The sequence below is a fragment of the Rhizobium sp. USDA 3886 genome, from assembly GCF_056279785.1.
Genome location: NZ_JBWCDC010000003.1, coordinates 935567 through 957577 on the forward strand (window position 1 = coordinate 935567; position 22011 = coordinate 957577).

Below are 22011 nucleotides of genomic sequence, written 5' to 3' on the forward strand. Positions count from 1 at the left end.
CCGCGGTTTGCTGAATGTCTGGCACCGCGAAGCCGCGATGACCTCTCAACGAGCCGCGAAAGCTGGCGCGCAGCAGGCGATGTTCGTGCCGGTGACGGTGGTTGGCGATCGAGCGGATTACCAGGTAGCCAATACGCTGTTGATGGCGGGTTGACGCTGCCATGAAACTTCGCAGCTTCTGTTCGTTCATTTTTCTGCTGCCATTGCTCCCAACAGCTTTGGAAGATCACCGAAGCGGGCGATCAAGCCGAATATGAGGGCAGCTGTCGCGACGAAGAGGATCGTGACAGACGCCATGGTCGGCGTGTAGCCGTAACGCAGCGCGTTGAAGATCTTGATCGGCAAGGTCTCCAGCGTGAAGCCGACTGTCATGTAGGCGACGATGTACTCGTTCAGCGAAAGAACGAAGGCAAAGGCGTAGCCCGAAACCAGATAGGGCCGGATCAGCGGCAAGACGATTGTTGTGAAGATCGTGCGATCATTTGCACCCATGGTCGCCGCTGCTTCGACGAAGGAGCGGTCGATCGACGTGAAGCCGAGCGACAGCGTCACCAGCGGTAATGTGACGAAGAAGATTGCGTGGCTGATTACGGCCGTCCACGGCGCACCGTAAAAGCCGGTGGTCGCCCAGAATGTCAACAGCCCGAGCGCGGTGATGACGGGAGGCAGGGTGAAGGGCGCGATGCCCAAGAGCTGGAAGATATTCGCCCATGGGGCAATTCGCCGCCATAGAAACCAGGCAAGCGGCAAGGCGATGAGTACTGCAAGTGCTGCGGACAGAATGGCAAGCGTCAGCGAGGCGAAAAGTGCGTTCCGCCATTCGGGATTGGTGAAGATCTCACCGTACCAGCCGAGCGAAAAGCCCTGGGGTGGGAAGGTCAGGCTCTGCTTCGCGTTCACCGAGACGCCGGCAACGACGATGATCGGTGCTGCCAGGAAAAGGCCGATTAGAGAGAAATACAAGCGGTGGAGAAAGGTGTTCATGCCGTTTCTCCCTTGCGGCCGACCAGCACTGTCAGTCCGACCATGGCGAGGGTCACCAGTACGAGAAATACGGCCATCGCGGCGGCAAAAGGCATGTTCGATTGGTAGACGGCCTGGTCGGTGATGAGCACCGAAAGGGTCCAGTGCGATGGACGGCCGAGAATCTGCGGCAGCAGGTAGGAGCCGAGTGCGAAGATGAAGACCATGATGAGCGTCGCGATGATGGTGTTGCGCAACGCAGGCACGACGATCGTGAAAAATGCCTTGACTGGCGAAGCGCCGAGAGTACGTGCCGCTTCCGTCAGGGTCGGATCAAGCCGGACGAGGGCGGGATAGAGGATCAGGATCGTGTAAGGCAGGGCCTGATAGACCATGCCGGCCAGAACGGCGCTGAAACTCGGCGTCAGCGCCACGGCCTGCTGCATGACGCCCGCCATGACAAGCAGATTGGTGATGCCGGCGGTGCGCGAAAACAGCGTCGACCAGGCAAAGCCGATGATGACTTCAGAAAGCGAAAGGATCGACAGCAGCGCGACCAGCCAAACGACCTGAGCCTTCCGTCCCATGCGCGTCAGCAGATAGGTGAATGGAATGCCAAGCACGATGCAGCAGATCGCAACAGCGATTGCAAGGAACAGTGAAAAGCCGAGTACCTTGCCGAAGAACAGGCTGACGAAGCGGGCGTAATTGTCGAACACGAAGGCGGGTGTGTAGAAGCCGCCCTGCTGCCGCTGGAAAAAGCTCACGGCAATCATCGTTGTAAAGGGAATGACGAAAAAGACCGTCAGCATTCCGGCCGGGAAGGCGAGTGGCCAGTAATCGGCAATCTTGTGCGGTGCTTCGCGCCTCATTTCTGCAGCACCACGCAGACATCGGGCGAGAGCTTGACGCCGACCTCATCGCCGACGTTGACGAGCGGCCGTTCGCGCGGCGTCGAAACGGCGACGACCTGCGTCCCGGAAAGATCGAGGAACGTCTCGATCGTGCCGCCGAGATCGCGGATGAAGGTTACCTTGCCGCCAATGGTGTTGCTGCCTGGCACTGTCAGATGCACGTCCTCCGGCCGCACCGATATCGTTGCCTTGCTAAGGCCGGGCGGAAGCAAAACACCTTCGATCACCTTGCCGAGGACGGTTGCCCGGCCGGCGCTGTCGGCCTCGACGTTGAGCAGATTGGTCGAACCGATGAAGTCGGCGACGAAGCGGTCGGCGGGACGACGGTAGATCTCGATCGGGCTGGCCGCCTGGCGGATCTCTCCGCTGTTCATGACGACGACGGTATCGGCCATCGTCATCGCTTCGCGCTGATCGTGGGTCACGACGATTGTCGTGATGCCGAGCTTCTGCTGAAGCTGGCGAAGCTCAACCTGCATCGCCTCCCGCAGTTTTGCGTCGAGTGCCGAAAGCGGTTCGTCGAGGAGGAAGAGCTTAGGCGAAATCGTCAGCGCACGCGCGATCGCGACACGCTGGCGCTGGCCGCCGGAAAGCTTGTTCACGGGACGGTCGGCATATCCGGGGAGATGGATCAGCGTCAGCAATTCGTCGACGCGCTTCTTTTGCGCCTCCTTCGTCGTACCGCGGATGCGCAGCGGATAAGCGATATTTTCGCCGACGCTCAGGTGGGGGAAAAGCGCAAGCGACTGAAACACCATCCCCAAGTCGCGCTTGTGGGTCGGGATGGCCGTAATGTCGCTGCCGTCGAGCACGATGGCGCCGCTCGTCGGCATGTCGAGACCAGCGATCATGCGCAGCAAAGTTGTCTTGCCGCAGCCGGAGGGGCCGAGCAGGCAGACGAACGTGCCATGCGGAACGCTGAGCTGTACATTGTCGACGGCGGTGAAGGTGCCGAATTGTTTGGTGACGTTGTTGAGTGCCAGTCCGGACATGGATCCCCCGCGTGAGCCGCGTGCGTATGAAGAATGCCCCGCATGCGCCTTGCCGTCAAAGCCGGAAGGCGCATGCCGATCATTGGGGAGCATTCAGGCTTCGAAACTCAGCCGACGATGAGTTCCGTCCATTTCTGGTTCAGCCAATCGGACTTGCTCTGGTAGAGATCGTAGCGCGGCGTGATCGGCTCGATGTCGGAGGAGACGGCTGCGAACTCCTTGTCGGTCAAGTCGAGCAATTCGCGCTTGATGGTCGGTGCTATGCCCACTTTGCGCGACATCAGCGCCTGGATGGCCGGCTGGCACATGTAGTCGATGAAGATATGTGCCTCTTCCGCCTTCTTGGAAGTGCGCGACAGCGCCCAGCAGCCGGAATCCTGGATGCCGCCTTCCTTTGGGAAGGTCGAGCGGACCGGGAAGCCGTCGGCGGCGGCCAGCCCGGTGACATCGTGGTAATACTGGCCCATCGGGATTTCACCGGACTTCAGCGCCTGCTCGAACTGCGCCTCGTCGCGATACCAGAGGCGGACATTCGGCTTCACCTCAGCAAGCTTGTCGAACGCCTTCAGGATGCCTTCCTCGGTGTCGAGCGCATTCGTACCGCCGAAATGCGTCTTGGCCGTCACTTCGAGTAGGAATGAGTTGGAGACGAGGGCAAGCAGGCCGAGCTTGTCGGCATTTGCCGGATCCCACAGCGCGTTCCAGGAGGTCGGAGCTTCCTTGTAGACATCCGTGTTTGTGACGAGCGTGATGTACCACGCCACGGCACCGACACCGGCAACCCGGCCGTCCGGATATTTGTTGACGAAGCGGTCGATGAGGCCGGAGGCGTTCTTGAGCTTTGCCATGTCGATCGGCGTCCAGAGCTCGGTTGCCTGGCCCTTTAACATCGCGACCTGCGACATCATCGAAAGGTCGGCAGGCGCCTGGCCGGCCTTGGCGGCCTGTTCCAGCTGCACCAGCCAGGCCTCGCCTGTCGGTTCGGCCACCGACTCGATGGCAATGCCGGTTGCCTTGGTGAATTCCGGAAAGACGTTCTTGTCGAACGAATCCTTGAAGTAGCCGCCATAGACGCCGACCTTCAGCGACTTGTCCTGCGCGCGCAGAACGGCAGGCATGGCGAGCATGCTAGTGGCGGCGAGGCCGGTTGCCAGCACGTTTCGGCGGCTGACCGCCTTGTCGAGAATGGTTTTCATGGCTTTGTTCCCTTTTTTGTTTGGTCTGTCATGACGTTGCAGATTCGGTCGTTGCCGGGTTCAATCGCGCTTGCTGCCGATGGATGGGCTGAAGACCATCAGGCTCAGGATTTCGAACAGGACCTGGGCACCGGCGTGGGCGGTATTGGTCGTGGCGTCATATTGCGGGGCGACCTCGACAACATCTCCGCCGACAAGATTGATCCCTTTCAGGCCGCGGATCAATTCCAGAACCTCCCGCGTCGTCAAGCCGCCGACTTCCGGTGTGCCGGTACCGGGCGCAAAGCTCGGATCGAGGCTGTCGATGTCGAATGACAGATAGGTGGGAGCTCCGCCGACGATCGCCTTTGCCCTTTCGATGATCGCCGGAATCCCCACGCCCGTCACCTCCTCAGCATGGATCACCGTCATTCCAGATTCGTAGGAGAACTCCCAGAGATATTCGGCCGAACCGCGGATGCCGATCTGCACAGTACGGGTCGGATCGAGCACGCCGTCGAGAACGGCATTGCGGAACGGACCGCCGTGGTGGAACTTTGTCTGGTCGAACGCGCCCCCCGTATCGCAATGCGCATCGATGTGGATCAAGCCGACCGGTTGCTTCTTGCCGACGGCCTTGAGGATCGGGTGCGTTATCGAGTGATCGCCGCCGACGGAAAGCGGTACGACGCCCGCATCGACGATCTGATTGATGCGCTTTTCAATGTCGTCATGACTGAGCTCCAGCCGGTAACGGCTCTGGAAGGGGACGTCGCCGATATCGGCGACGCGCAAATCAAACAGCGGCGCCGTGCCCAGCACATGATTATAAGGACCAATGCGCTCGATGGCGCGCAGTGCGCGCGGTCCGAAGCGCGATCCCGGACGGTTGGTGACGCCGAGATCCATCGGGATACCGGTGATTGCGACCTGCAGATTGCCGAAATCCGGCTCATCGGCGGCGACCGGCATGTAAGGGGCGCTCAGGAATGTCGGAATGCCGGCGTAAGGAGCAAGGCGCGTGCCGGTTTTTGAAAAGATCTTATCGGCCACCTTGCGGAAGTCGGGATCGAATATCTGGCCGCCGTGGCTCTCGGCGAATTTCGCACGTAGTTCTTCGAGCTTCGTCTGATCCCAGGCCATTCCGGTTCACCTCTTGTCGCAAACGGTAGGGAAGCGGAACTGCATTGCAGTTTTACGGTCATTCCCCTTGCTGTCTTTTATTTTTTGCATTACCCGACAAAAATGTTGAAAACGCAATTCACATTGTAATAGCAATTAGCGTGAGATTTTTTCACATTAGGTTGCCATGTTCAACCGACTGCCGCCGCTGAATGCATTGCGTGCCTTCGAGGCCGCCGCTCGCCGCGGCTCGGTCTCGGCGGCTGCGCGCGAGCTCAATGTTACCCATGGGGCCATCAGCCATCAGATCAAGGCGCTGGAAGCGGTCTTCGGCACGCCGCTTTTCGAGCGCAACGGCAAGCGGCTGAAGCTCACGCCGCAAGCTGCTCTGCTTTTGCCGGCTCTAACAACTGCATTCGAGACGATCGCAGCGGCAACGGCGCTGGTGACCCGGCCATCGACCAGCGGTAGCCTTAGGATTTCATGCGTGCCGGCTTTGCTCTCCTTCTGGCTGATCCCGCGCATGCACCAGTTCAGCGAACAGTTCCCGGATATCAGCCTGACGCTCGTCGCCTCCAACGATCCCGACCGGCTTTACTCGCCGGATATCGATGTCTGCATTCTTTATGGCGACGGGACCTGGCTGGACTGCTGGGCGCGCCTTTGGAGCAACCTGCAACTTTTCCCCGTCGTCAGCCCGACCCTGATGAACAGCCGCGCGTTGCGCTCTGTGCGCGATCTGCGTGATCACGTCCTGCTCCACGGCGACGATGGACGCGAATGGAATACTTGGCTTGCTGCAGCCGACGCGTTGGACATGCCGCGCGGCAGGCAGCACTTCATGAGCGATGCGCGGCTATCCACGGAGGCGGCCTTGAGCGGGCAGGGGGTTGCGCTCGGCGATGCGATTACGGCCGGCAGCCTGATCGCTCAGGGCGAACTCGTCGTACCCTTTGATCTCTCCGTTCCGGCCAATGATGCCTTTTATGTCGCCTGCCGAAACGAAGTGCGAGCCGCGCCGATCGTTAGGGTCTTTATCGACTGGTTCTTCTCCGCCCTCGAAAGAGACCGCGGGGCAGAGCCGCAGGCGTCGGCCCGGCGTGTGATCCGCGGGCGCGGGCGAATTGACGCTCCGGCGGCTACAGCCGAAAGCTTCACGCCTGTCTCGCGCGCTCGCGCCGCCGCCCAACGGCCTGTCAAGCGCCGCCTGAAACCGTAATCGATCTCTCAAGGAAAGCCCGGAATGCCGCTTGCCCATCCAAATCCGCTCGTCTCTCGTCTGTCGCCGCCACCCATCCCTTCGGTGGTTGCCTGGGCGCGTGACTATGATGGCGGCAAAGGACCGCTGATCGACCTGTCCCAAGCCGTGCCCGGCTATCCCGCTCACCCAGAGATGCTGCGGCTTCTCGGCGAGGCGGCCGCCTCTCCAGCTATGACCGGCTATGGCGCCATCGAAGGGGAGGAGGCGCTCAGGAAGGCTTATGCGGCGCATATGTCGGACGTCTATGGCACGAGCGTTGCTGCCGCCAACGTCCATATCACCTCCGGCTGCAATCAGGCCTTCATGTGCAGCACCATCGCGCTTGCCAAATCGGGCGAGACGATCGCGCTCACCAATCCCTTCTATTTCAATCACGAAACCACGCTTTCCATGCTGGGCATCGGACGTGTTCTCGTCGATTGCGATGCTGCGAAAGGCTTCCTGCCGAGCTTGGCATCAGCAGAAAAGGCCTTGTTGTCGGGCGTGCGTGCCCTTGCGGTCGTCACACCGAACAATCCGACCGGCGCAGTCTATCCGCCGGCGCTGCTTCGCGAACTCTTCCACCTCTGCCGGAAATATGGAGCCTGGCTGATCCTGGACGAGACCTATCGGGACTTTCTGCCGGCCGATGCCGGAGCGCCGCATGATCTGCTCTCCATCGAGGGCTGGGATGAGACGCTTGTCCTACTCTACAGCTTCTCCAAATCCTTCTGCATTCCCGGACACCGGCTGGGTGCGATAACAGCCGGTCCGCGCATCGTCGGCGAGATCGCCAAGATCATGGATAACATGCAGATCTGTGCGCCGCGGGCGGCTCAGGCCGCCGTGGCAACGGCCCTTCCGATCCTGGCGGACTGGCGCGCTGCAAACCGGCTGGAAATTTCGCGCCGCGCTGAGGCGCTGAAAGCGGTTATGGCAGAAACGAACGGCTGGTCGATCGCCGCAATCGGCGCCTACTTCGCCTTCGTCCGGCATCCTTGTGGGGATCTGCCTTCCGCCACGGTGGCGGAAAGGCTCGCCAAGGAAGCCGGAGTGATTTGTATCCCTGGAAGCTATTTCGGCGAGGGCCAAGACGGTTATCTCCGGCTTGCCTTCGCCAATGCCGATGTCGGCGTGATCGGGCAGTTGCGCGAGCGCCTGCGATAGGCGGTTTCTGCGCAAATTTTGTGATAGTGTCAGCGCGACGATCCGATGGAGTTTGGAGAGGGCACCAATGAGGCACTCCATGGGGAAGGCCGCCGGAAGACTTGCGCCGATCGCAGGTGCGTTCATCGCTGTCTTTCTTGCCAGCCACCCCGCCGGTTCCCAGCCTGAGGGTAGTGCCGCGCCACCGCCATGTCTTTACTCTCTGCAGGCTTCTTCCGGCGGGCCGGCCCTTTGCGTCCGAAAGGACAGTTTCAGCACGGACATCTGCACGGCCATCGATCATTTCGCACGCGCCAACCAACTTCCCCCTGATTATTTTGCGCGGCTCATCTGGAAGGAAAGCCATTTTCGCCCCGATGCACTCAGTCCGAAGGGTGCGGAGGGGATCGCGCAGTTCATGCCGGGCACCGCGAAACTGCGCGGTCTTAAAAACAGCTATGATGCGCTGAGCGCACTGCAGGCATCGGCGGCCTATCTCAATGAGTTGCGCAACCGCTTCGGCAATCTGGGGCTTGCGGCAGCAGCCTATAATGCCGGCGAAAATGGTCTTTCGGCTTTTCTGGAAGCCGGTTCCCTGCCTTTCGAGACACGAAGCTATGTCACGGCGATAACGGCGCACACCGTCGAAGAGTGGAAAAACAGCCCACCCGACAAAGCAGCACTTGAACTCGATAAGGACAAGGCCTTCCTGGAGGCTTGCATCGCTCTTGCCGAAAGCCGCCGTTTCAAGTCTTCTCCTTGGCAGCCCGAAGGCGAGTGGGCGCCTTGGGGCGCACAACTCGCCGCGCACTTCGACCCCGCAGCGGCACGCAGTCTTTTCCTGGAAGACATTCGCAAGCTGCCGGTGCCCCTGAACGCCGAAAGGCCTCTCATTTTGCGCCAGCGCGACCGCAGCTTCGGTTACCGGCCGCGCTATGTCGCCCGCGTTGCGCGTCAAACGAGGGGCGAGGCAAATCAGGTCTGTGCGGCCGTGCGCAAAGCTGGCGGCGTATGCCTGGTGTTCAAGAACGACTGATTAGCTTTCTTATCCGGCTGCGGAGCTCGATCGTGCCGCCCGATCGGGATGAGCCGCAGCAAAGGCAGGCAGCCCTTCGCATTGTTCTGCAATCGCCGTAGCGCGCGGATAGGCGGAAAGATCGACACTCCACCGCCGGGCATTATAGATCTGCGGCACGAGGCAGAGGTCAGCCATGGTGGGCTGGTCTTTATGGCAGAATTCGCCGGTTTCCGGCCGGTCCAGCATTAGCTCGAAAGCGTTAAGACCGTCCCGGATGAACTTGCCCATCCATGCCAGCCGGGCGGCGTCCGGATTGTCCGATTGCTGCGTGATGTGGGAAACGACGCTCAGATTGCAGATGGGATGTATGTCCATTGCGATGGCGTAGGAAAGGGCCCTGACACGTTGGCGGCCCAGCGCGTCTGGGGGCAGAAGCCCGGTATTCGGCCGTGTTTCCGAAAGATATTCGATGATCGCGAGCGACTGGGTCAGTGTCTCGCCATCGATAAGGAGTACAGGAACCAGTCCCTGCGGGTTTCGCGCGAGATGAGCCGGCTGCCTGTGCTCCCTGGCCAGAAGATCGATGGCAACGGTCCGATAGGGGATCGTCAGCATGTTGAGCGCGATCCGGACACGGTAGCTTGCAGAAGAGCGCCAGTAGTCGAACAGAACCGTATCACTCACCATGTCGGCCCTCACTGCTTTTCGTATTTCGCAACGGTCTGCTCGATTGCTCCGAAGATCGAGTGCCCGTCCGCATCCTTCATCTCGATGCGGACAGTATCGCCGAACCTCATGAAGGGTGTTGCGGCAGCGCCGGTCTCGATCGTTTCGATCATCCGGATTTCGGCGATGCAGGAATAGCCGGCGCCGCCTTGGGAAATCGGCTTGCCCGGCCCGCCGTCCAGCTTGTTGGAGACCGTCCCCGAGCCGATGATGGTGCCGGCGGAAAGCGGCCGGGTCTTCGCGGCATGGACGATGAGCTCACCGAAATTAAACGTCATGTCGATGCCGGCATTGGCGCGCCCGAAGGGTTTGCCGTTAAGGTCGACAATGAGCGGCAGGTGCAGTTTGCCGCCGTCCCAGGCGTCGCCAAGCTCATCGGGCGTTACCGCAACCGGCGAGAATGTCGAGGAGGGCTTCGACTGAAAGAAACCGAAGCCCTTTGCGAGTTCCGACGGGATCAGCCCACGCAGGGAAACATCGTTGACGAGCATTAAGAGCCGGATGGCGCTACGCGCTTCGTCGATCGCGGCGCCCATTGGCACGTCGTCGACGATGACGGCGATCTCGGCCTCCATATCGATGCCATAGGATATGTCCGCCGCCAGGATGGGGTCGCGCGGCCCAAGAAAGCTGTCGGAACCGCCCTGATACATCAATGGCTCGGTCCAGAAGGTGGCTGGCATCTCGGCTTTGCGTGCCCTGCGGACCAGTTCGACGTGGTTGACGTAGGCCGAACCATCCGCCCATTGATAGGCGCGCGGCAGCGGCGATGCGGCGTCGTGCTCGTGAAACCGCATGGACGGCTGCGCGCCGGTTTCCAGACCCTCCGCAACGGCGGCAAGACGTGGTGCGATGTGAGCCCAGTCGTCAAGGGCAGCCTGCAGCGTCCGGGCGATATGGTGGACTTCGGAGCACCGGCTGAGGTCCTTGGAAACGACCACTAGGCGGCCGTCACGGGTGGCGTCTTTGAGCGTGGCAAGTTTCATGCTCTTTGAATTCCAGTTCTTGAATGACGAGTGAACTGTATCACTTGATACCGGCTGTTCCGTCGAATTTGCGTTCTAGACCATCCCAGCATTCGAGGTAGTCGTCCTGCAGCGTCTCAAGCTCGGCTGCGTATCGTGTCAGCTGCTGCGGATAGCGGGTCTCGAACATGAAGGCCATCGTATGGTCGAGCTTCACGGGTTTCAGCTCGACGTTGGACGCGTTTTCAAAGCCCGTCGAATCCGGCCCATGCGGCAGCATCATGTTGTGCAGGCTCATCCCGCCCGGGACGAAACCCTCCGCCTTGGCGTCGTACTGACCATGGATGAGCCCCATGAACTCGCTCATGATGTTGCGGTGATACCAGGGCGGGCGAAATGTGTGTTCGGCCACCAGCCAGCGCGGCGGAAAGATGACAAAGTCGACATTGGCGGTCCCTTCTTCGCCCGAAGGCGCCGTTAGCACCGTGAAGATCGACGGATCCGGATGGTCGAAGAGGATTGCGCCGACCGGCGCGAAAGTCTGCAGATCGTATTTGAACGGCGCATAGTTGCCGTGCCAGGCCACGACGTCGAGCGGCGAATGGCCGATCTCGGTCACATAGAACTTGCCGCACCATTTGACGTGCAGGCGGCACGGCGTTTCCTTGTCTTCGTAGACGGCGACCGGCGTCTTGAAGTCGCGCGGATTGGCAAGGCAATTGGCGCCGATCGGCCCGCGATCCGGCAACGTGAACTTGGCGCCGTAGTTCTCGCAGATATAGCCACGCCATTCGGATCCGTCGCCGAGGCGGGATACCTTGAACATCATGCCGCGCGGAATGAGGCAAATCTCCAAGGGCTCGACATCGATGATGCCCATTTCGGTGAAGACGCGGATGGCGCCGAGCTGCGGAACGACCAGCAGTTCCCCGTCTGCATTGAAGAAATAATCATCGATCATGTCGGCGTTGAAGACATAGGCATGGGCCGCCATGCCGGTCTGGGTCATGACATCGCCGGCCGCCGTCATCGTGCGGATGCCGGCGAGGAAGTTGAGCTCTTCCGCAGGCGCCGGGATCGGGCTCCAGCGCAGCTGGCCGAGCGGCAACGTATGATCGTCGAGACACGGCGACGATTTCCAGAGGGGATAACTGGCGTTGGAAAAGCGGCCCGTGTGACGCACGCTCGGGCGAATGCGGTAGAGCCAGGAGCGTTCGTTGGTGCCGCGCGGTGCGGTAAAGGGCGAGCCTGACAGTTGTTCGGCATAAAGCCCGTAATTGCATTTCTGCGGGCTGTTCTGGCCCTGCGGCAGAGCGCCGGGCAAGGACTCCGTCTCGAAATCATTGCCAAAGCCCGGCATGTATTGCGGGTTATTTACGACCGCATCGGCAGCCGTGCTCCTCGTCTTCTCCAGCATGCCTTGCACCTCCTCTTTCAATATGGTTACAAACGTAACTGTCTATTTTGTAACTATCAAGGAAGCCATGGATACCGGCCAATTCGATCTCGAGCAGTTCCTGCCCTTTCGCCTAAACCGCGCCGCGGAATTCATCGCGCTGCGCTTTGCGGCCGCCTATAAGGCCAAATATGGCCTGACGCGGCCGGAATGGCGCACGCTCGCAGCACTCGGCAGCTCCGGGCGCATGACGGCGAAGGAGGTGGGTGTTCATTCGACCATGCACAAGACCAAGGTCAGTCGCGCGGTTTTTTCGCTTGAGAAACGCCGCTGGCTAAAGCGGGCGCAGCATGAGGATGACCGCCGTGTCGAACATCTGGAACTGACGGCTGCGGGGCGAAATACCTATCGCGAACTGACCATGCTTGCCTGCAGCTATTCGGCGGAAGTGGCGTCGCTTCTCGGACAAGACGGCCTGCAGGCGCTTTCCTCCGGCCTCACCGCCGTTGAGGCCGCCATGGGGACACCGCGTCATTAGCTCGTCTTATCCATGACGGGTCGATCTCGGTGCCGTGGATGAGGACGAGCGCTGATGGAAAAAAGAGCCGCTATCCTTGGCGTCCATCTTCTCGATCATGCGCGTGTCACCAAAGGTTAATCCGCCTCGCATAGCCCCGCGCGGCCCGCCTCGCGGCGATACCGAAAACAGCTATTTGAATGAGAAGTGACTGATAATTTTTTCTGCGAAAGCTTTGCAGCGAAAGATCGGCGCCTTCGGCAACCTCCACCTCTCGCTGATCCAGACGGCCGGCGGTTAATGGAAGGACCGCCGGGCGATGATTGTGGTGTCGACATCGGTCTGCTCGCAACGAATGCGCGACAAATAGATCCTGGCCTAGACGCGATTGCACCTTCGATCAGGGCGTCCCTCTCCCACCGGACGCCGACAATTTTTCGCCTCCCGAAGGCGGCGGCAGTCCTGCCATCAGACGAGGCCCGGCAAGACAAAGACCGACCAGGCAACGATCGGCCCGATGATGGCGATCAGCGCGCTATAGACCAGCAACTGCCGTAGAACCTGCTCGCGCTTGTCGTCCGGGGCGTTGGCGACGACGAGGGCGCCATTGGTCGAGAACGGGCTGGTATCGACGATTGTTGTCGAGATCGCGATTGCCGCAACCACGCCGACGGCACTGATGTGGCCTTGCAGCAGGAACGGAACAGCCAGCGGGATGATGGCGCCAAGTAGCGCGGTCGAAGAGGCAAAGGCCGAGACGATGGCGCCTGTGAAGCAGAGCAACAGCGCGACCAGGAGCGGCATGCCGAGGCTCGATATGCCGTTGGCGACATAGTCGACGGTGCCCGCCTTCTCCATGACGCCGACATAGGTGATGATGCCGGCAATCAGAAGTACGGTCGACCAGCTTACCTTGTCGATTGCCGCCTTCTGGGTCTTCGGCGAGATGAGGGCGAGCGCGACGGCGACGGTGATCGCGACCAGACCTACATTGAACTTGAAGGCCAGAGCGCCGACGCCGAGCGCCGTCAGCCCTATCAAGGTGAAGATCTTTTCCGGAGTCAGGCGCAAATTCTGAGCGGTGTCCGCCGCCGTACCGTAGACATGCTCCCTGATCGGCCTGGCCGGCGTGCCGCCGTGGCCCCGGATCGCCGCCGATACACCCTCGGGATGCAGTTCGGGCAGGGGACCGGTAGCAGCCGGTATCTGCTTCATCACGCGAGCGCCACCGAAGACGAAGAAGACCAGCACGGCGATCGCCAGATTGAAGAAGAAGCTTGAAAGGAACAGCGATGTCGGGGCGAAGGGCAGGCCGGCCTTGGCGACGATCTGGTTGGTGATGCCGCCATAGACGCTAATCGGCGAGAAGCCGCCCGCCTGCGCGCCGTGGATGACCATCAGTCCCATCATCGCGGGGCGGATCCGGTATTGCACGGCAAAGCTCAACGCGACCGGGGCGAGGATCGCCACCGCCGCCGGCCCGAGCGCACCGAAACCGGTGATGATCGCGGCAACGACGAACATCACCCAGGGAATCCAGACGACATGACCGCGCACCAGCCGCACGGCGCATTCGACGAGCCAGTCGATGGTGCCGTTGATCTGCGCGATGGCGAAGAGATAGGTGACGGCGACCAGCGTCAGGAATAGGTCGCTGGGGAAGCCCGCGAAAATGTCGCTGGCCTTCATGCCGATGATAAGCGATCCGAGCAGGAAGGTGCAGCCGAAGGCCAGCGCACCCATGTTGATCGGCTGGATGGTCGCGATGACGAACATGGCGACAAGCAGCAGTATGGATAGGATTTCGATGCTCATGATTCCCCTCCCTCCGACGCCTCCAGCGCCGGTAGCTAATGTTCTTCGAGATCGGAAATAACCGTGCGCCTTCCTCCCAGAGGGCGCGCGGTTGGCTCACGTCGTGATGTAAAGATCGGCGTATTGCTGCCGCAGGACATTCTTCTGGACCTTGCCCATGGTGTTGCGCGGCAAGTCCTCGGCGAAAATGATGCGCTTCGGCTGCTTATAGCGCGCGAGCCGGTCCTGGAGCGCGCCAAGGATCGCCTTTTCATCGAGCGCCGTGTCGGGCTTGCAAACGACGATGGCGGTGACGCCTTCGCCGAAATCGGGATGCGGAACCCCGATGACCGCGCTCTCTGAGACACCCTCGAGTTGGTCGATCTCGCCCTCGACCTCTTTCGGATAGATGTTGTATCCGCCGGAGATCACGAGGTCCTTGCTGCGCCCGACGATGTGGAGATAACCATCCTTGTCGATCTTGCCGAGGTCGCCGCTGATGAAGAAGCCGTCGGCCGTGAATTCCGCGGCGGTCTTTTCCGGCATGCGCCAATAGCCTTTGAAGACGTTCGGTCCCTTGATCTCGATCATGCCGGTTTCCTCGGGCGCAAGCTCGGCGCCGGTCGCGGGATCGGTGATGCGCACCGTCACGCCGGGGAGGGGCAGGCCGACCGTTCCGGCGATCCGCTCCCTGTCATAGGGATTGGACGTGTTCATATTGGTTTCGGTCATGCCGTAGCGCTCAAGGATTGCATGCCCGGTACGGTTCTTGAACTCGATATGCGTCTCGGCGAGCAGCGGCGCCGAACCGGAAATGAAGAGGCGCATGTTCGCGACAGCCTGCCGGTCGAAGCGGGGGTTCTGCAGCAGGCGCACGTAAAAGGTCGGCACGCCCATCAGGAGCGTCGCCTGCGGCATCAGCGACATCACCCCGTCCGGGTCGAATTTCGGCAGCAGGAACATCGAGGCGCCGGCAAGCAGCGTGACGTTCGTAGCGACGAACAGCCCATGCGTGTGGAAGAGAGGCAAGGCATGGATTAGCCGATCATCGGCGGTGACGCGCCAGCAGTCGCGCAAGGTCATGGCATTCGAGAGCAGGTTGCCATGCGTGAGCATCGCTCCCTTGGAGCGCCCGGTCGTTCCCGAGGTATAAAGGATCGCTGCCAGGTCGTCGGCCGTGCGCGAGGCATCGACGAAGTCGGCCTGTTCGTCTCCTGCGAGATCGAGAAGCGAGCCCGTACCGTCGGCGTTAAGCGTTTCGACGATTGCGCCGTGCGGCTTTGCGATCCTCTCGACACTCTCGCGGGCGACCGACGGGACGATGACCAGCCTAGGTTCGGCATCGCCGATGAAATAGTCGAGCTCGGCGAGCGTATAGGCGGTATTCAGCGGCAGGTAGACGGCGCCCGAGCGAAGGCAGGCAAGGTAGAGGATCAGTGCCTCGGCACTTTTTTCGACCTGCACGGCCACTCGGTCGCCGGGGCGAATGCCGAGCGTATCGATCGCGCTCGCGATGCGGCTCGAAAGGTCCAATGCGTCATCATAGGCCCATATGTGACCGCCATTCATCCGGATGAACGGCGCGTTGTCGCGGGCCGCCGCCCGTATGGCGTCGAAAAGATGGTTGCTCATTCTTGCCTCCTCCAATCCTTCTCGTTTACGACCTGCGCACCCGGCCGCGAAACCCGGCGACGTTAGCTGTCGCGCCGGCTTCGCCGTTCCGGTTCATCAGGTTCTTGACAGGCGGCGATGCAACAACCTCCCCGCGCTGCGCCAACGCCTCGTGATTGGTCACGATGTCCTCGAGCTTGTAGAGGTAGTTGACCATCAGGCCGTGTGCCTGCTGCATGGCCTTGGCCGAGCGATCGCCGAGAAAATTCAGTCTTTCCAGCCGGGCGCCGTTGCCGAGATGGAAGCGGGCGACTGGATCGACCGGGCGGCCGTCGGCGGTCCGTTCGATCAGGAAATAATGCGCCGCGAGCCGCAGCAGGACGCGCTCTACCTCGGCCGCCCTGTTTTCGTCGTCGGCCCACGCCGGGTCATCCAGCAGCGTCAGCGCCTTGCGATCCGCATCCGACAGCAGCGGTTCGCTCGCCGAAGCACGCGCCTTGGCGAGCCAGCGCGCAAAGCCCGGAACGGGCGACAGCGTGACGAAATTTTTGAGGCCCGGCAGATCCCTGTGGAGGTCGTCCACGACCTGCTTGATCAGGAAATTGCCGAACGAGATTCCGCGCAGGCCGTCCTGGCAGTTGGAGATCGAATAGAAGACGGCCGTCGTTGCCTCGTCGGCGGCAATTTGCGCCCTGCCTTCGTTGAGCACGTCGGCGATGGAGTTCGGCACGGATCGCGTGAGCGCCACCTCGACGAACACAAGCGGCTCGTCGGCCAGCCGAGGATGGAAAAAGGCAAAGCATCGGCGATCAGCCGGCGCAAGACGACGACGCAGTTCATCCCAGCCGGCGATCTCGTGCACGGCCTCGTATTTGATGATCTTTTCCAGGATGTGCGCCGGCGTCGACCAGTCGATCGGGCGCAAAGTCAAGAAACCGCGGTTGAACCAGGAGCCGAACAGATGCGTAAAGTCGGCGTCAAGGGCTTGAAAGCCAGTCGTTTGCTCTTTCGAGGCAAGAAGCTGCTGACGTATCCGGACGAGCTTTGCCGTACCGCTCGGCGCGTGATTCAATCGGCGCAGCAGCTCCTGCCGCCGCGGTTCTGCCGCCTGGTGGAGAGCAATGATTGAAGTTGAGCTCTTGTCGGTGCGGTAGTTTTCAATCGCGCGGTCGAGCTTCGCCGTGTCGGGTCCGAATTTGTCGGAGAGCACGTGAAAGAAGTGCTGCACCCTTTCTGCATCGAGTGCGCTCCAGCGGTCGAGTATCTCGGCGGCAATGGCCATGCCCGAAGCTTCGCCGCGGCTCGACAGCAGCATTTCGCAGAGGGTTTCGAGATCCGCCTCGGCGGCGACCTCAGAGACACGTGAGCTGGAAAACAAGAGCTTACGTCCGCGATCGGTGATGCTCTGCAGCATGTCCGTGAAAAAAGAGGTCTCAGGCATGCCCATTCTCCCCTTCTCAAATCGACTGGTTGCGCCGCGAGTGCGGCTTACTTCCCATCGCATGGTTTCGCCGGTAGTATGTAATCTGTCACAACACGTACACGAGGTCAAGCATCGTGTATACAAGAATTGTGCTCATGTATAAGGGAATCGCAACAAATGTCCGAGAATGTCGGCCGATGGCTCCGGGATGAGATTGAAAATGCAATTCTTTCCAATGAGTTCTCCCCGGGCGAGCGGCTGGACGAAACGGTGCTCGCCAGTCGGTTCGGAGTCTCAAGGACTCCGGTGCGCGAGGCGCTGATGCAGCTCAACGCCATCGGCCTGATCGAAATACGGCCCCGCAGAGGGGCCGTCGTAATCGATCCGGGACCGCACCGCGTCTATGAGATGTTCGAGGTGATGGCGGAACTGGAGGGGCTCGCCGGGGCGCTGGCCGCCCGTAGGCTCGACGATGAGGACCGCGCAGCGATCGCGGCAGCGCACAGGCGCTGCGAGCTTTCGGCCGAGGCGGGCGACAGCGATGCCTATTATTACGACAACGAGGCATTCCACAGGGCGATCTACGCCGCGAGCCGGAGCGACTTCCTCGAGGAACAGTGCACCCAATTGCACCGGCGCCTGCGCCCCTATCGGCGGCTGCAACTGCGCGTGCGCAATCGCCTGGCGACGTCCTTCTTGGAGCACTGTGCGATCGTCAACGCGATCTTTGCAGGGGATGGGGAGGACGCGCGGCGCCTGCTCAGGGCGCATGTCGGGATACAGGGCGAGAGGTTCAGCGATCTGGTTGCAAGCATGGCAAGCAGATGACGTGCACGGCGGTCGGGGCGGGGCTGTTGGGCAAGAATTTCGTCCCGGACTATTCTGGCCGTCGTCGCGGAACTCGCCAAGCCAGAGCGATGTGTAGCATCCGGGCTACACGGTTGTGACCAGTGGCAGGTCAAGGGCAATGCGACCTTCAGGACGGCGCCGATTTATCATTGGTGCGACTCGCTATCCGGAGGGCTCGCCGTTCGATTCCTGGCATATCGTGAGGTGAGATAATATCCGGTTCGGCAGATGGCCAAGATGACAACACTGAAGTGTTCGATAAACGGATGATGAGGCGTCTTTCAAACGCCTCATCATCCGCGTTCACGGCGCGCTTGGTCAACGATGGATCGGATCGATCCAGCGGACCTCTTCCGGCTTTTCGACCGGTTCGATATCGAGATTGACGACCACCGGTTCCTGGCCCGAGCGGACGAGGACGCATTCCAGCGTTTCGTCGCGGCTGGCGTTGATCTCCTGGTGCGGCACATAGGGTGGCACGTAGATGAAATCACCCGGACCGGCTTCGGCGGTGTACTGGAGGTTTTCGCCCCAGCGCATGCGGGCCTTGCCTTTTACCACATAGATGATGCTTTCGAGATCGCCGTGGTGGTGAGCGCCGGTCTTGGCGTTGGCATGGATCGTCACCGTTCCGGCCCAGATCTTTTCCGCACCGGCGCGCGCCTTGCTGATGGCCGTCGCCCGGTTCATGCCGGGCGTCTGGGCGGTATTCGGATCGAGCGAATTGCCGGGAATGACCTTCACCCCGTTGTCGCGCCAATGGTCGGCATGGTGATGATCATCATTGTGGTCATGATCGTGGTCATGATCGTGATGGCTGCGGTCGTGGGTCACTTTGTTCTCGTTTGCTTGAGGCGTCTCTAGGTTCGGATCGGGCGGCGGCGCGCTTGGCAAGCTTGCGGACCGCGTCGATGACCTCTCCGGGTTCGGTGCGGACCGGCCAGTCTGGGCTGACATCGGCAAAGCGCACATGGCCGCTTTTATCGATGACGATCGTCGCCGGCATCGGCAGTTCCCACGTGCCGGTACCCGTCACTTCACCGATTGGCGCACTACCGGCGATCGACGACTGCTTCGAAGGTTCGTCGAAAGTGTAGAGGATACCGAAGCGGCGACCAAGGGCATTGTCCTTGTCGCTGGCAACCAGGAAATCGAGCTTGTGTCGCTCCGTGATCGCGACTAGCCGTTCCGGCACCTGCGGGCTGATGCCGACCAGCGTTGATCGGCGGCACTGTCGGCGTTTCGCTCGCCGTACTTTCCGGCCTCCTCCGGCTCGGCGAGGATATGATCGATGCCACCGTGCAGATGCTGCGCACCGTGCCGAAATGTGGCGCTCATTCCGCTGCTTATCACCCTCGGTCAGAGCTTGCCCTTCCAGGGCACGAGGAACGCCTCCAGAAAGCGAATGGCGGCCGAGAAGGTGAACGCGCAGATTGCGATGATGCCGATGCCGACAAAGACGACGTCGGTCGCCAGGAACTGTGAGGCCGACATGATCATGAAACCGATCCCGCGCGTGGAAGCGATCAATTCAGCTGCAACCAGCGTGCCCCAGCCGACACCGAGCGCAATTCGAACACCGGTGAGGATCTCGGGCAGGGCGGATGGCAGGACGATGTCCAGGAAGAGCTGCAGCCGGTTCGCGCCCAGCGAACGCGCGGCATTGACGCGTTCGATCGGGAGCGAGCGAACGCCGGCCTGTGCCGAGAGGCAGATCGGTGCGAACATCGCCAACACCAGCAGTGTGATCTTCGACGTCTCGCCGATGCCGAGCCAGATGATCATCAGTGGCAGGTAGGAGAGCGGCGGAAGCGGCCAGTAGAACTCGATTGGCGCGTCGAGCACCCCTTTTGCCCAGCGGTTCAGGCCCATGAGCAATCCGAGCGGAATGCCTGCGGAGATGGCGATGAGGGCTGCGACTACGATGCGAAACAAACTTGCGGAGACATGCTCGGACAGCGACGCCCCGGCGTAGCCGTCGCGATAGATGACGCCGATCTGCGTCAGCACCTCGTCCGGACGCGGCAGGAACAGGTGTGGAACGACACCGAGTGCGGATACAAACCACCACAGCAGCAGTATGGCCAGCGCGGTGGTAGCGCTGATGGCCGCTGTCGATTTTTCGCCGGCTCCGAAGCTTGCCATTTTCACCAGCTTGACCTGATGGTTCTGTATATGTGCCGCAATCGGCGGGGCCTGAACTATATCGCTCATGCGGCACTCCTGAGATCTTCGGTGCTGTGCAGAATGGCGCGTATCTCCTCGCGCAGCTCGGCAAATTGCGGCGACGCCTTGATCGGCCGGGCGTCGCCGGTTTCGGCGAAGTGGCGAACGAAATCCAGATCGAAGCGTGCCACGACGCGCCCTGGTCGAGGTGACATGACCAGGACTTGCGTGCCTAGGAACAAAGCCTCTTCGATCGAGTGCGTGATGAAGAAAACCTTCCTTGCGGTTTTATCCCAGATGGAAACCAGCAGTTCCTGCATCTGCTCGCGCGTCAGGCTGTCGAGCGCGCCGAATGGCTCGTCCATCAGCAGGATGTCGGGACTTGTTGCCAGAGCCCGCGCGATGCCGACACGCTGCCGCATGCCGCCCGACAGCTCGTAGGGAAAAGCGCCCGCGAATTCGTCGAGGCCGACGAGCCGGAGCAATTCCAGGGCGCGCGTTTCGCGCTCCTTCCGCTTTACCCCGGCGAATTTCAAACCGAGCGCGACATTGTCGACGACGGATTTCCAAGGCAGCAGCGCGTCTTTCTGAAAAACGACACCACGATCCGCGCCGGGTCGTTCGACCAAGCGACCATCGAGTGTTATCCGGCCATCCGAAAGCGGAAGGAAACCCGCAATCGCGTTGAGAAGGGTTGATTTGCCGCATCCCGACGCCCCGAGCGCGACGACGAAGCCCCGTTCGGCAATATCGAAAGAAACGCGATCGAGCGCGTGAACGGTCCGCCCGTCGCGGGCTGCGAAGAAGACGCTGGCGTGATCGACTTTAAGCATGTTGCTGCTCGCAAGTTCGACGCCGGCGCAGGGATGGCGCCAGCGTCAGGGAGGATCAGTTGCTGACGCCGGTGAGCGCGTCTGCGGTTACGAAGGCCCCGTAATTCGCCAGCACGTCGGAAACCTTGCCCTGTTCTTTCAGAAACGACGCCGTGTCCTTGAGGATCTTGGCAGCACCCGCCTTTTCGCCGCCGCCGAGCCAGGCATCCGATGCCTGGACCTCAGGCGTCAACAGGGTGAGGTTCTTCAAGGCCGACGCCTGCTGATCGGGCGTTCCGCCAATGAGTTTGGCAAGCGACTTGGCATTGTCGCTGTCGGGCCCCCAGGCGGATTTGTCCGACGCGAAGGATGCGTAGTATTTGTTGACGACCGAAGCGAAAGCCTTCAGAAATTCCGGGTTGTCGGCGGCAAACTTCGAGGTCGCGACCCATGCCGAGAACGTTGGCGCACCCTTGTCTGCCACGTCTTTGGAGGTCACGAGGACCTTCCCGTTCTTCTTGAGTTCGGTGAGCGCCGGATCCCAGACGAAGCCGCCATCGATGTCGCCGCGGTTAATAGCTCGCGACGATTTCGGGCTGAGGGATTGCGAAGACCTGAACGTCCTTTTCGGTCAGGCCCCGCGATTTGATGAGCGCCAGGAGTTGATAGTGGTCCGTGGACACCGGCGCGGCAGCAAGTTTCTTCCCCTTCAGATCATTCAGGCTTTCGATGCCGGAGCCATTACGGACGATGAGAGCCTCGTCGATGCCTGAGATGGACGCAAGGTAGAAGGCCTTGACCTCGAGCCCGCGTGATACCGCGGCCGCAAACGGGCTGGAGCCGACATAGCCGACCTGGACATCGCCGGATGCAATCGCCGCAAAGATTTCGGCGCCTGAATTGAACCTGCGGAAGTCGATGTCGTATCCCGTCTCCTTGGCGAATTGGCCATTGGCGATCGCCACGGAAGACGGCAAGGCGTCGGTTTGGTAGGCGACGACGACCGTCTTGTCCGCCGCTTGGGCGACGATCGCCGTTGCAAGAGTGCCAACACCGACTGCGATCGCGGCAACTAAGTTCCTGAAATTCATCTTGAGCCCCTTTGTTCAGGGGCCCGCACGGCCCTTGATCTCACCCTCAAAAGCGTAACGGTTCAGAAGGGGCTAGCGAGAGAAATAACAA

20 protein-coding genes and 2 pseudogenes are annotated in these 22011 nt (G+C 61.0%); 5 read left to right on the top strand and 17 right to left on the bottom strand.

Annotated features, from left to right (window positions below):
- Positions 1 to 186: 186 nt before the first annotated feature.
- From ACZ9BX_RS27320 to speB, 5 genes are all read right to left on the bottom strand, one after another.
- Positions 187 to 984: an ABC transporter permease gene (locus tag ACZ9BX_RS27320; protein WP_476221292.1), complete on the bottom strand. Its 798-nt coding sequence runs from the start codon at positions 982 to 984 to the stop codon at positions 187 to 189.
- Positions 981 to 1835 carry an ABC transporter permease gene (locus tag ACZ9BX_RS27325; protein WP_476221294.1) on the bottom strand — a complete coding sequence of 285 codons (855 nt, stop codon included), beginning with the start codon at positions 1833 to 1835 and terminating at the stop codon, positions 981 to 983. The genes ACZ9BX_RS27320 and ACZ9BX_RS27325 overlap by 4 nt, the downstream gene beginning before the upstream one ends.
- Entirely contained in the window at positions 1832 to 2869 is a 1038-nt protein-coding gene (locus ACZ9BX_RS27330; RefSeq protein ID WP_476221296.1) for an ABC transporter ATP-binding protein, read from the bottom strand. Before ACZ9BX_RS27330 ends, ACZ9BX_RS27325 begins: the two co-directional genes overlap by 4 nt.
- A gap of 107 nt (positions 2870 to 2976) precedes the next feature.
- Complete coding sequence (locus ACZ9BX_RS27335; RefSeq protein ID WP_476221298.1) at positions 2977 to 4065, bottom strand: ABC transporter substrate-binding protein; 1089 nt, start codon at positions 4063 to 4065, stop codon at positions 2977 to 2979.
- 60 nt (positions 4066 to 4125) lie between these two features.
- A complete protein-coding gene (gene speB, locus ACZ9BX_RS27340) occupies positions 4126 to 5187 on the bottom strand; it encodes an agmatinase (protein ID WP_476221299.1) in 1062 nt (353 codons plus the stop codon).
- Between the two features lie 166 nt (positions 5188 to 5353).
- Between speB and ACZ9BX_RS27345 the strand changes: the two genes are divergently transcribed.
- The 3 genes from ACZ9BX_RS27345 to ACZ9BX_RS27355 all read left to right on the top strand — a co-directional run bounded on the left by ACZ9BX_RS27345 (position 5354) and on the right by ACZ9BX_RS27355 (position 8588).
- A complete protein-coding gene (locus tag ACZ9BX_RS27345; RefSeq protein ID WP_027511070.1) occupies positions 5354 to 6385 on the top strand; it encodes a LysR substrate-binding domain-containing protein in 1032 nt (343 codons plus the stop codon).
- 24 nt (positions 6386 to 6409) lie between these two features.
- Positions 6410 to 7573 (top strand): aminotransferase, encoded by a 1164-nt coding sequence (locus tag ACZ9BX_RS27350; RefSeq protein ID WP_476221301.1) that lies wholly within the window; start codon positions 6410 to 6412, stop codon positions 7571 to 7573.
- A gap of 67 nt (positions 7574 to 7640) precedes the next feature.
- The gene (locus tag ACZ9BX_RS27355; RefSeq protein WP_476221303.1) at positions 7641 to 8588 is read left to right on the top strand and encodes a lytic transglycosylase domain-containing protein; all 948 of its coding nucleotides are present in this window, start codon (positions 7641 to 7643) and stop codon (positions 8586 to 8588) included.
- A gap of 9 nt (positions 8589 to 8597) precedes the next feature.
- Here ACZ9BX_RS27355 and maiA read toward each other — a convergent pair whose 3' ends face one another.
- The 3 genes from maiA to hmgA are packed head-to-tail and all read right to left on the bottom strand — an operon-like array spanning position 8598 to position 11678.
- Positions 8598 to 9257: a maleylacetoacetate isomerase gene (gene maiA / locus ACZ9BX_RS27360; protein WP_476221305.1), complete on the bottom strand. Its 660-nt coding sequence runs from the start codon at positions 9255 to 9257 to the stop codon at positions 8598 to 8600.
- Between the two features lie 8 nt (positions 9258 to 9265).
- Positions 9266 to 10282 (bottom strand): fumarylacetoacetate hydrolase family protein, encoded by a 1017-nt coding sequence (locus ACZ9BX_RS27365; protein WP_476221306.1) that lies wholly within the window; start codon positions 10280 to 10282, stop codon positions 9266 to 9268.
- Positions 10283 to 10322: 40 nt separating this feature from the next.
- Positions 10323 to 11678 carry a homogentisate 1,2-dioxygenase gene (hmgA, locus tag ACZ9BX_RS27370; protein ID WP_476221307.1) on the bottom strand — a complete coding sequence of 452 codons (1356 nt, stop codon included), beginning with the start codon at positions 11676 to 11678 and terminating at the stop codon, positions 10323 to 10325.
- Between the two features lie 67 nt (positions 11679 to 11745).
- Between hmgA and ACZ9BX_RS27375 the strand changes: the two genes are divergently transcribed.
- Positions 11746 to 12195, top strand: coding sequence for a MarR family winged helix-turn-helix transcriptional regulator (locus ACZ9BX_RS27375; protein ID WP_476221308.1), 450 nt, complete (start codon positions 11746 to 11748; stop codon positions 12193 to 12195).
- 447 nt (positions 12196 to 12642) lie between these two features.
- Here ACZ9BX_RS27375 and ACZ9BX_RS27380 read toward each other — a convergent pair whose 3' ends face one another.
- The 3 genes and pseudogenes from ACZ9BX_RS27380 to ACZ9BX_RS27390 all read right to left on the bottom strand — a co-directional run.
- Positions 12643 to 13989 (bottom strand): SLC13 family permease, encoded by a 1347-nt coding sequence (locus ACZ9BX_RS27380; RefSeq protein ID WP_476221309.1) that lies wholly within the window; start codon positions 13987 to 13989, stop codon positions 12643 to 12645.
- A 96-nt stretch (positions 13990 to 14085) separates the two neighbouring features.
- Complete coding sequence (locus ACZ9BX_RS27385; protein ID WP_476221311.1) at positions 14086 to 15600, bottom strand: malonate--CoA ligase; 1515 nt, start codon at positions 15598 to 15600, stop codon at positions 14086 to 14088.
- Positions 15599 to 17020 (bottom strand): annotated as a pseudogene (locus ACZ9BX_RS27390) (malonyl-CoA decarboxylase); the annotation flags it as partial. The pseudogene ACZ9BX_RS27390 and the gene ACZ9BX_RS27385, both read right to left, overlap by 2 nt.
- Before the next feature lie 159 nt (positions 17021 to 17179).
- Between ACZ9BX_RS27390 and ACZ9BX_RS27395 the strand changes: the two are divergent.
- Positions 17180 to 17830 carry a GntR family transcriptional regulator gene (locus ACZ9BX_RS27395; RefSeq protein WP_476221313.1) on the top strand — a complete coding sequence of 217 codons (651 nt, stop codon included), beginning with the start codon at positions 17180 to 17182 and terminating at the stop codon, positions 17828 to 17830.
- A gap of 339 nt (positions 17831 to 18169) precedes the next feature.
- Here ACZ9BX_RS27395 and ACZ9BX_RS27400 read toward each other — a convergent pair whose 3' ends face one another.
- The 6 genes and pseudogenes from ACZ9BX_RS27400 to tauA form a co-directional block, all read right to left on the bottom strand.
- Complete coding sequence (locus ACZ9BX_RS27400; RefSeq protein WP_476221314.1) at positions 18170 to 18685, bottom strand: cupin domain-containing protein; 516 nt, start codon at positions 18683 to 18685, stop codon at positions 18170 to 18172.
- Entirely contained in the window at positions 18654 to 19046 is a 393-nt protein-coding gene (locus ACZ9BX_RS27405; protein WP_476221316.1) for a thioredoxin domain-containing protein, read from the bottom strand. Before ACZ9BX_RS27405 ends, ACZ9BX_RS27400 begins: the two co-directional genes overlap by 32 nt.
- On the bottom strand, positions 19031 to 19189 hold the full coding sequence (locus ACZ9BX_RS27410; RefSeq protein ID WP_476221317.1) for a hypothetical protein: 159 nt from the start codon (positions 19187 to 19189) through the stop codon (positions 19031 to 19033). The genes ACZ9BX_RS27405 and ACZ9BX_RS27410 overlap by 16 nt, the downstream gene beginning before the upstream one ends.
- 21 nt (positions 19190 to 19210) lie before the next feature.
- Entirely contained in the window at positions 19211 to 20065 is an 855-nt protein-coding gene (locus tag ACZ9BX_RS27415; RefSeq protein ID WP_476221318.1) for an ABC transporter permease subunit, read from the bottom strand.
- Positions 20062 to 20850: a taurine ABC transporter ATP-binding protein gene (locus tag ACZ9BX_RS27420; protein WP_476221319.1), complete on the bottom strand. Its 789-nt coding sequence runs from the start codon at positions 20848 to 20850 to the stop codon at positions 20062 to 20064. Before ACZ9BX_RS27420 ends, ACZ9BX_RS27415 begins: the two co-directional genes overlap by 4 nt.
- Positions 20851 to 20905: 55 nt before the next feature.
- Positions 20906 to 21920 (bottom strand): annotated as a pseudogene (tauA, locus tag ACZ9BX_RS27425) (taurine ABC transporter substrate-binding protein).
- Between the last annotated feature and the right edge of the window lie 91 nt (positions 21921 to 22011).

Bases quoted from the DNA above. Each gene is read 5' to 3' on its own strand.
- ACZ9BX_RS27365 (WP_476221306.1), bottom strand. From the start codon at position 10,282: ATGAAACTTGCCACGCTCAAAGACGCCACCCGTGACGGCCGCCTAGTG.
- ACZ9BX_RS27355 (WP_476221303.1), top strand. From the start codon at position 7,641: ATGAGGCACTCCATGGGGAAGGCCGCCGGAAGACTTGCGCCGATCGCA.
- ACZ9BX_RS27320 (WP_476221292.1), bottom strand. From the start codon at position 984: ATGAACACCTTTCTCCACCGCTTGTATTTCTCTCTAATCGGCCTTTTC.
- ACZ9BX_RS27345 (WP_027511070.1), top strand. From the start codon at position 5,354: ATGTTCAACCGACTGCCGCCGCTGAATGCATTGCGTGCCTTCGAGGCC.
- hmgA (WP_476221307.1), bottom strand. From the start codon at position 11,678: ATGCTGGAGAAGACGAGGAGCACGGCTGCCGATGCGGTCGTAAATAAC.
- ACZ9BX_RS27385 (WP_476221311.1), bottom strand. From the start codon at position 15,600: ATGAGCAACCATCTTTTCGACGCCATACGGGCGGCGGCCCGCGACAAC.
- ACZ9BX_RS27350 (WP_476221301.1), top strand. From the start codon at position 6,410: ATGCCGCTTGCCCATCCAAATCCGCTCGTCTCTCGTCTGTCGCCGCCA.
- ACZ9BX_RS27330 (WP_476221296.1), bottom strand. From the start codon at position 2,869: ATGTCCGGACTGGCACTCAACAACGTCACCAAACAATTCGGCACCTTC.
- ACZ9BX_RS27375 (WP_476221308.1), top strand. From the start codon at position 11,746: ATGGATACCGGCCAATTCGATCTCGAGCAGTTCCTGCCCTTTCGCCTA.
- ACZ9BX_RS27410 (WP_476221317.1), bottom strand. From the start codon at position 19,189: ATGAGCGCCACATTTCGGCACGGTGCGCAGCATCTGCACGGTGGCATC.
- ACZ9BX_RS27395 (WP_476221313.1), top strand. From the start codon at position 17,180: ATGTCCGAGAATGTCGGCCGATGGCTCCGGGATGAGATTGAAAATGCA.
- ACZ9BX_RS27380 (WP_476221309.1), bottom strand. From the start codon at position 13,989: ATGAGCATCGAAATCCTATCCATACTGCTGCTTGTCGCCATGTTCGTC.
- ACZ9BX_RS27420 (WP_476221319.1), bottom strand. From the start codon at position 20,850: ATGCTTAAAGTCGATCACGCCAGCGTCTTCTTCGCAGCCCGCGACGGG.
- ACZ9BX_RS27415 (WP_476221318.1), bottom strand. From the start codon at position 20,065: ATGAGCGATATAGTTCAGGCCCCGCCGATTGCGGCACATATACAGAAC.
- ACZ9BX_RS27335 (WP_476221298.1), bottom strand. From the start codon at position 4,065: ATGAAAACCATTCTCGACAAGGCGGTCAGCCGCCGAAACGTGCTGGCA.
- maiA (WP_476221305.1), bottom strand. From the start codon at position 9,257: ATGGTGAGTGATACGGTTCTGTTCGACTACTGGCGCTCTTCTGCAAGC.
- speB (WP_476221299.1), bottom strand. From the start codon at position 5,187: ATGGCCTGGGATCAGACGAAGCTCGAAGAACTACGTGCGAAATTCGCC.
- ACZ9BX_RS27325 (WP_476221294.1), bottom strand. From the start codon at position 1,835: ATGAGGCGCGAAGCACCGCACAAGATTGCCGATTACTGGCCACTCGCC.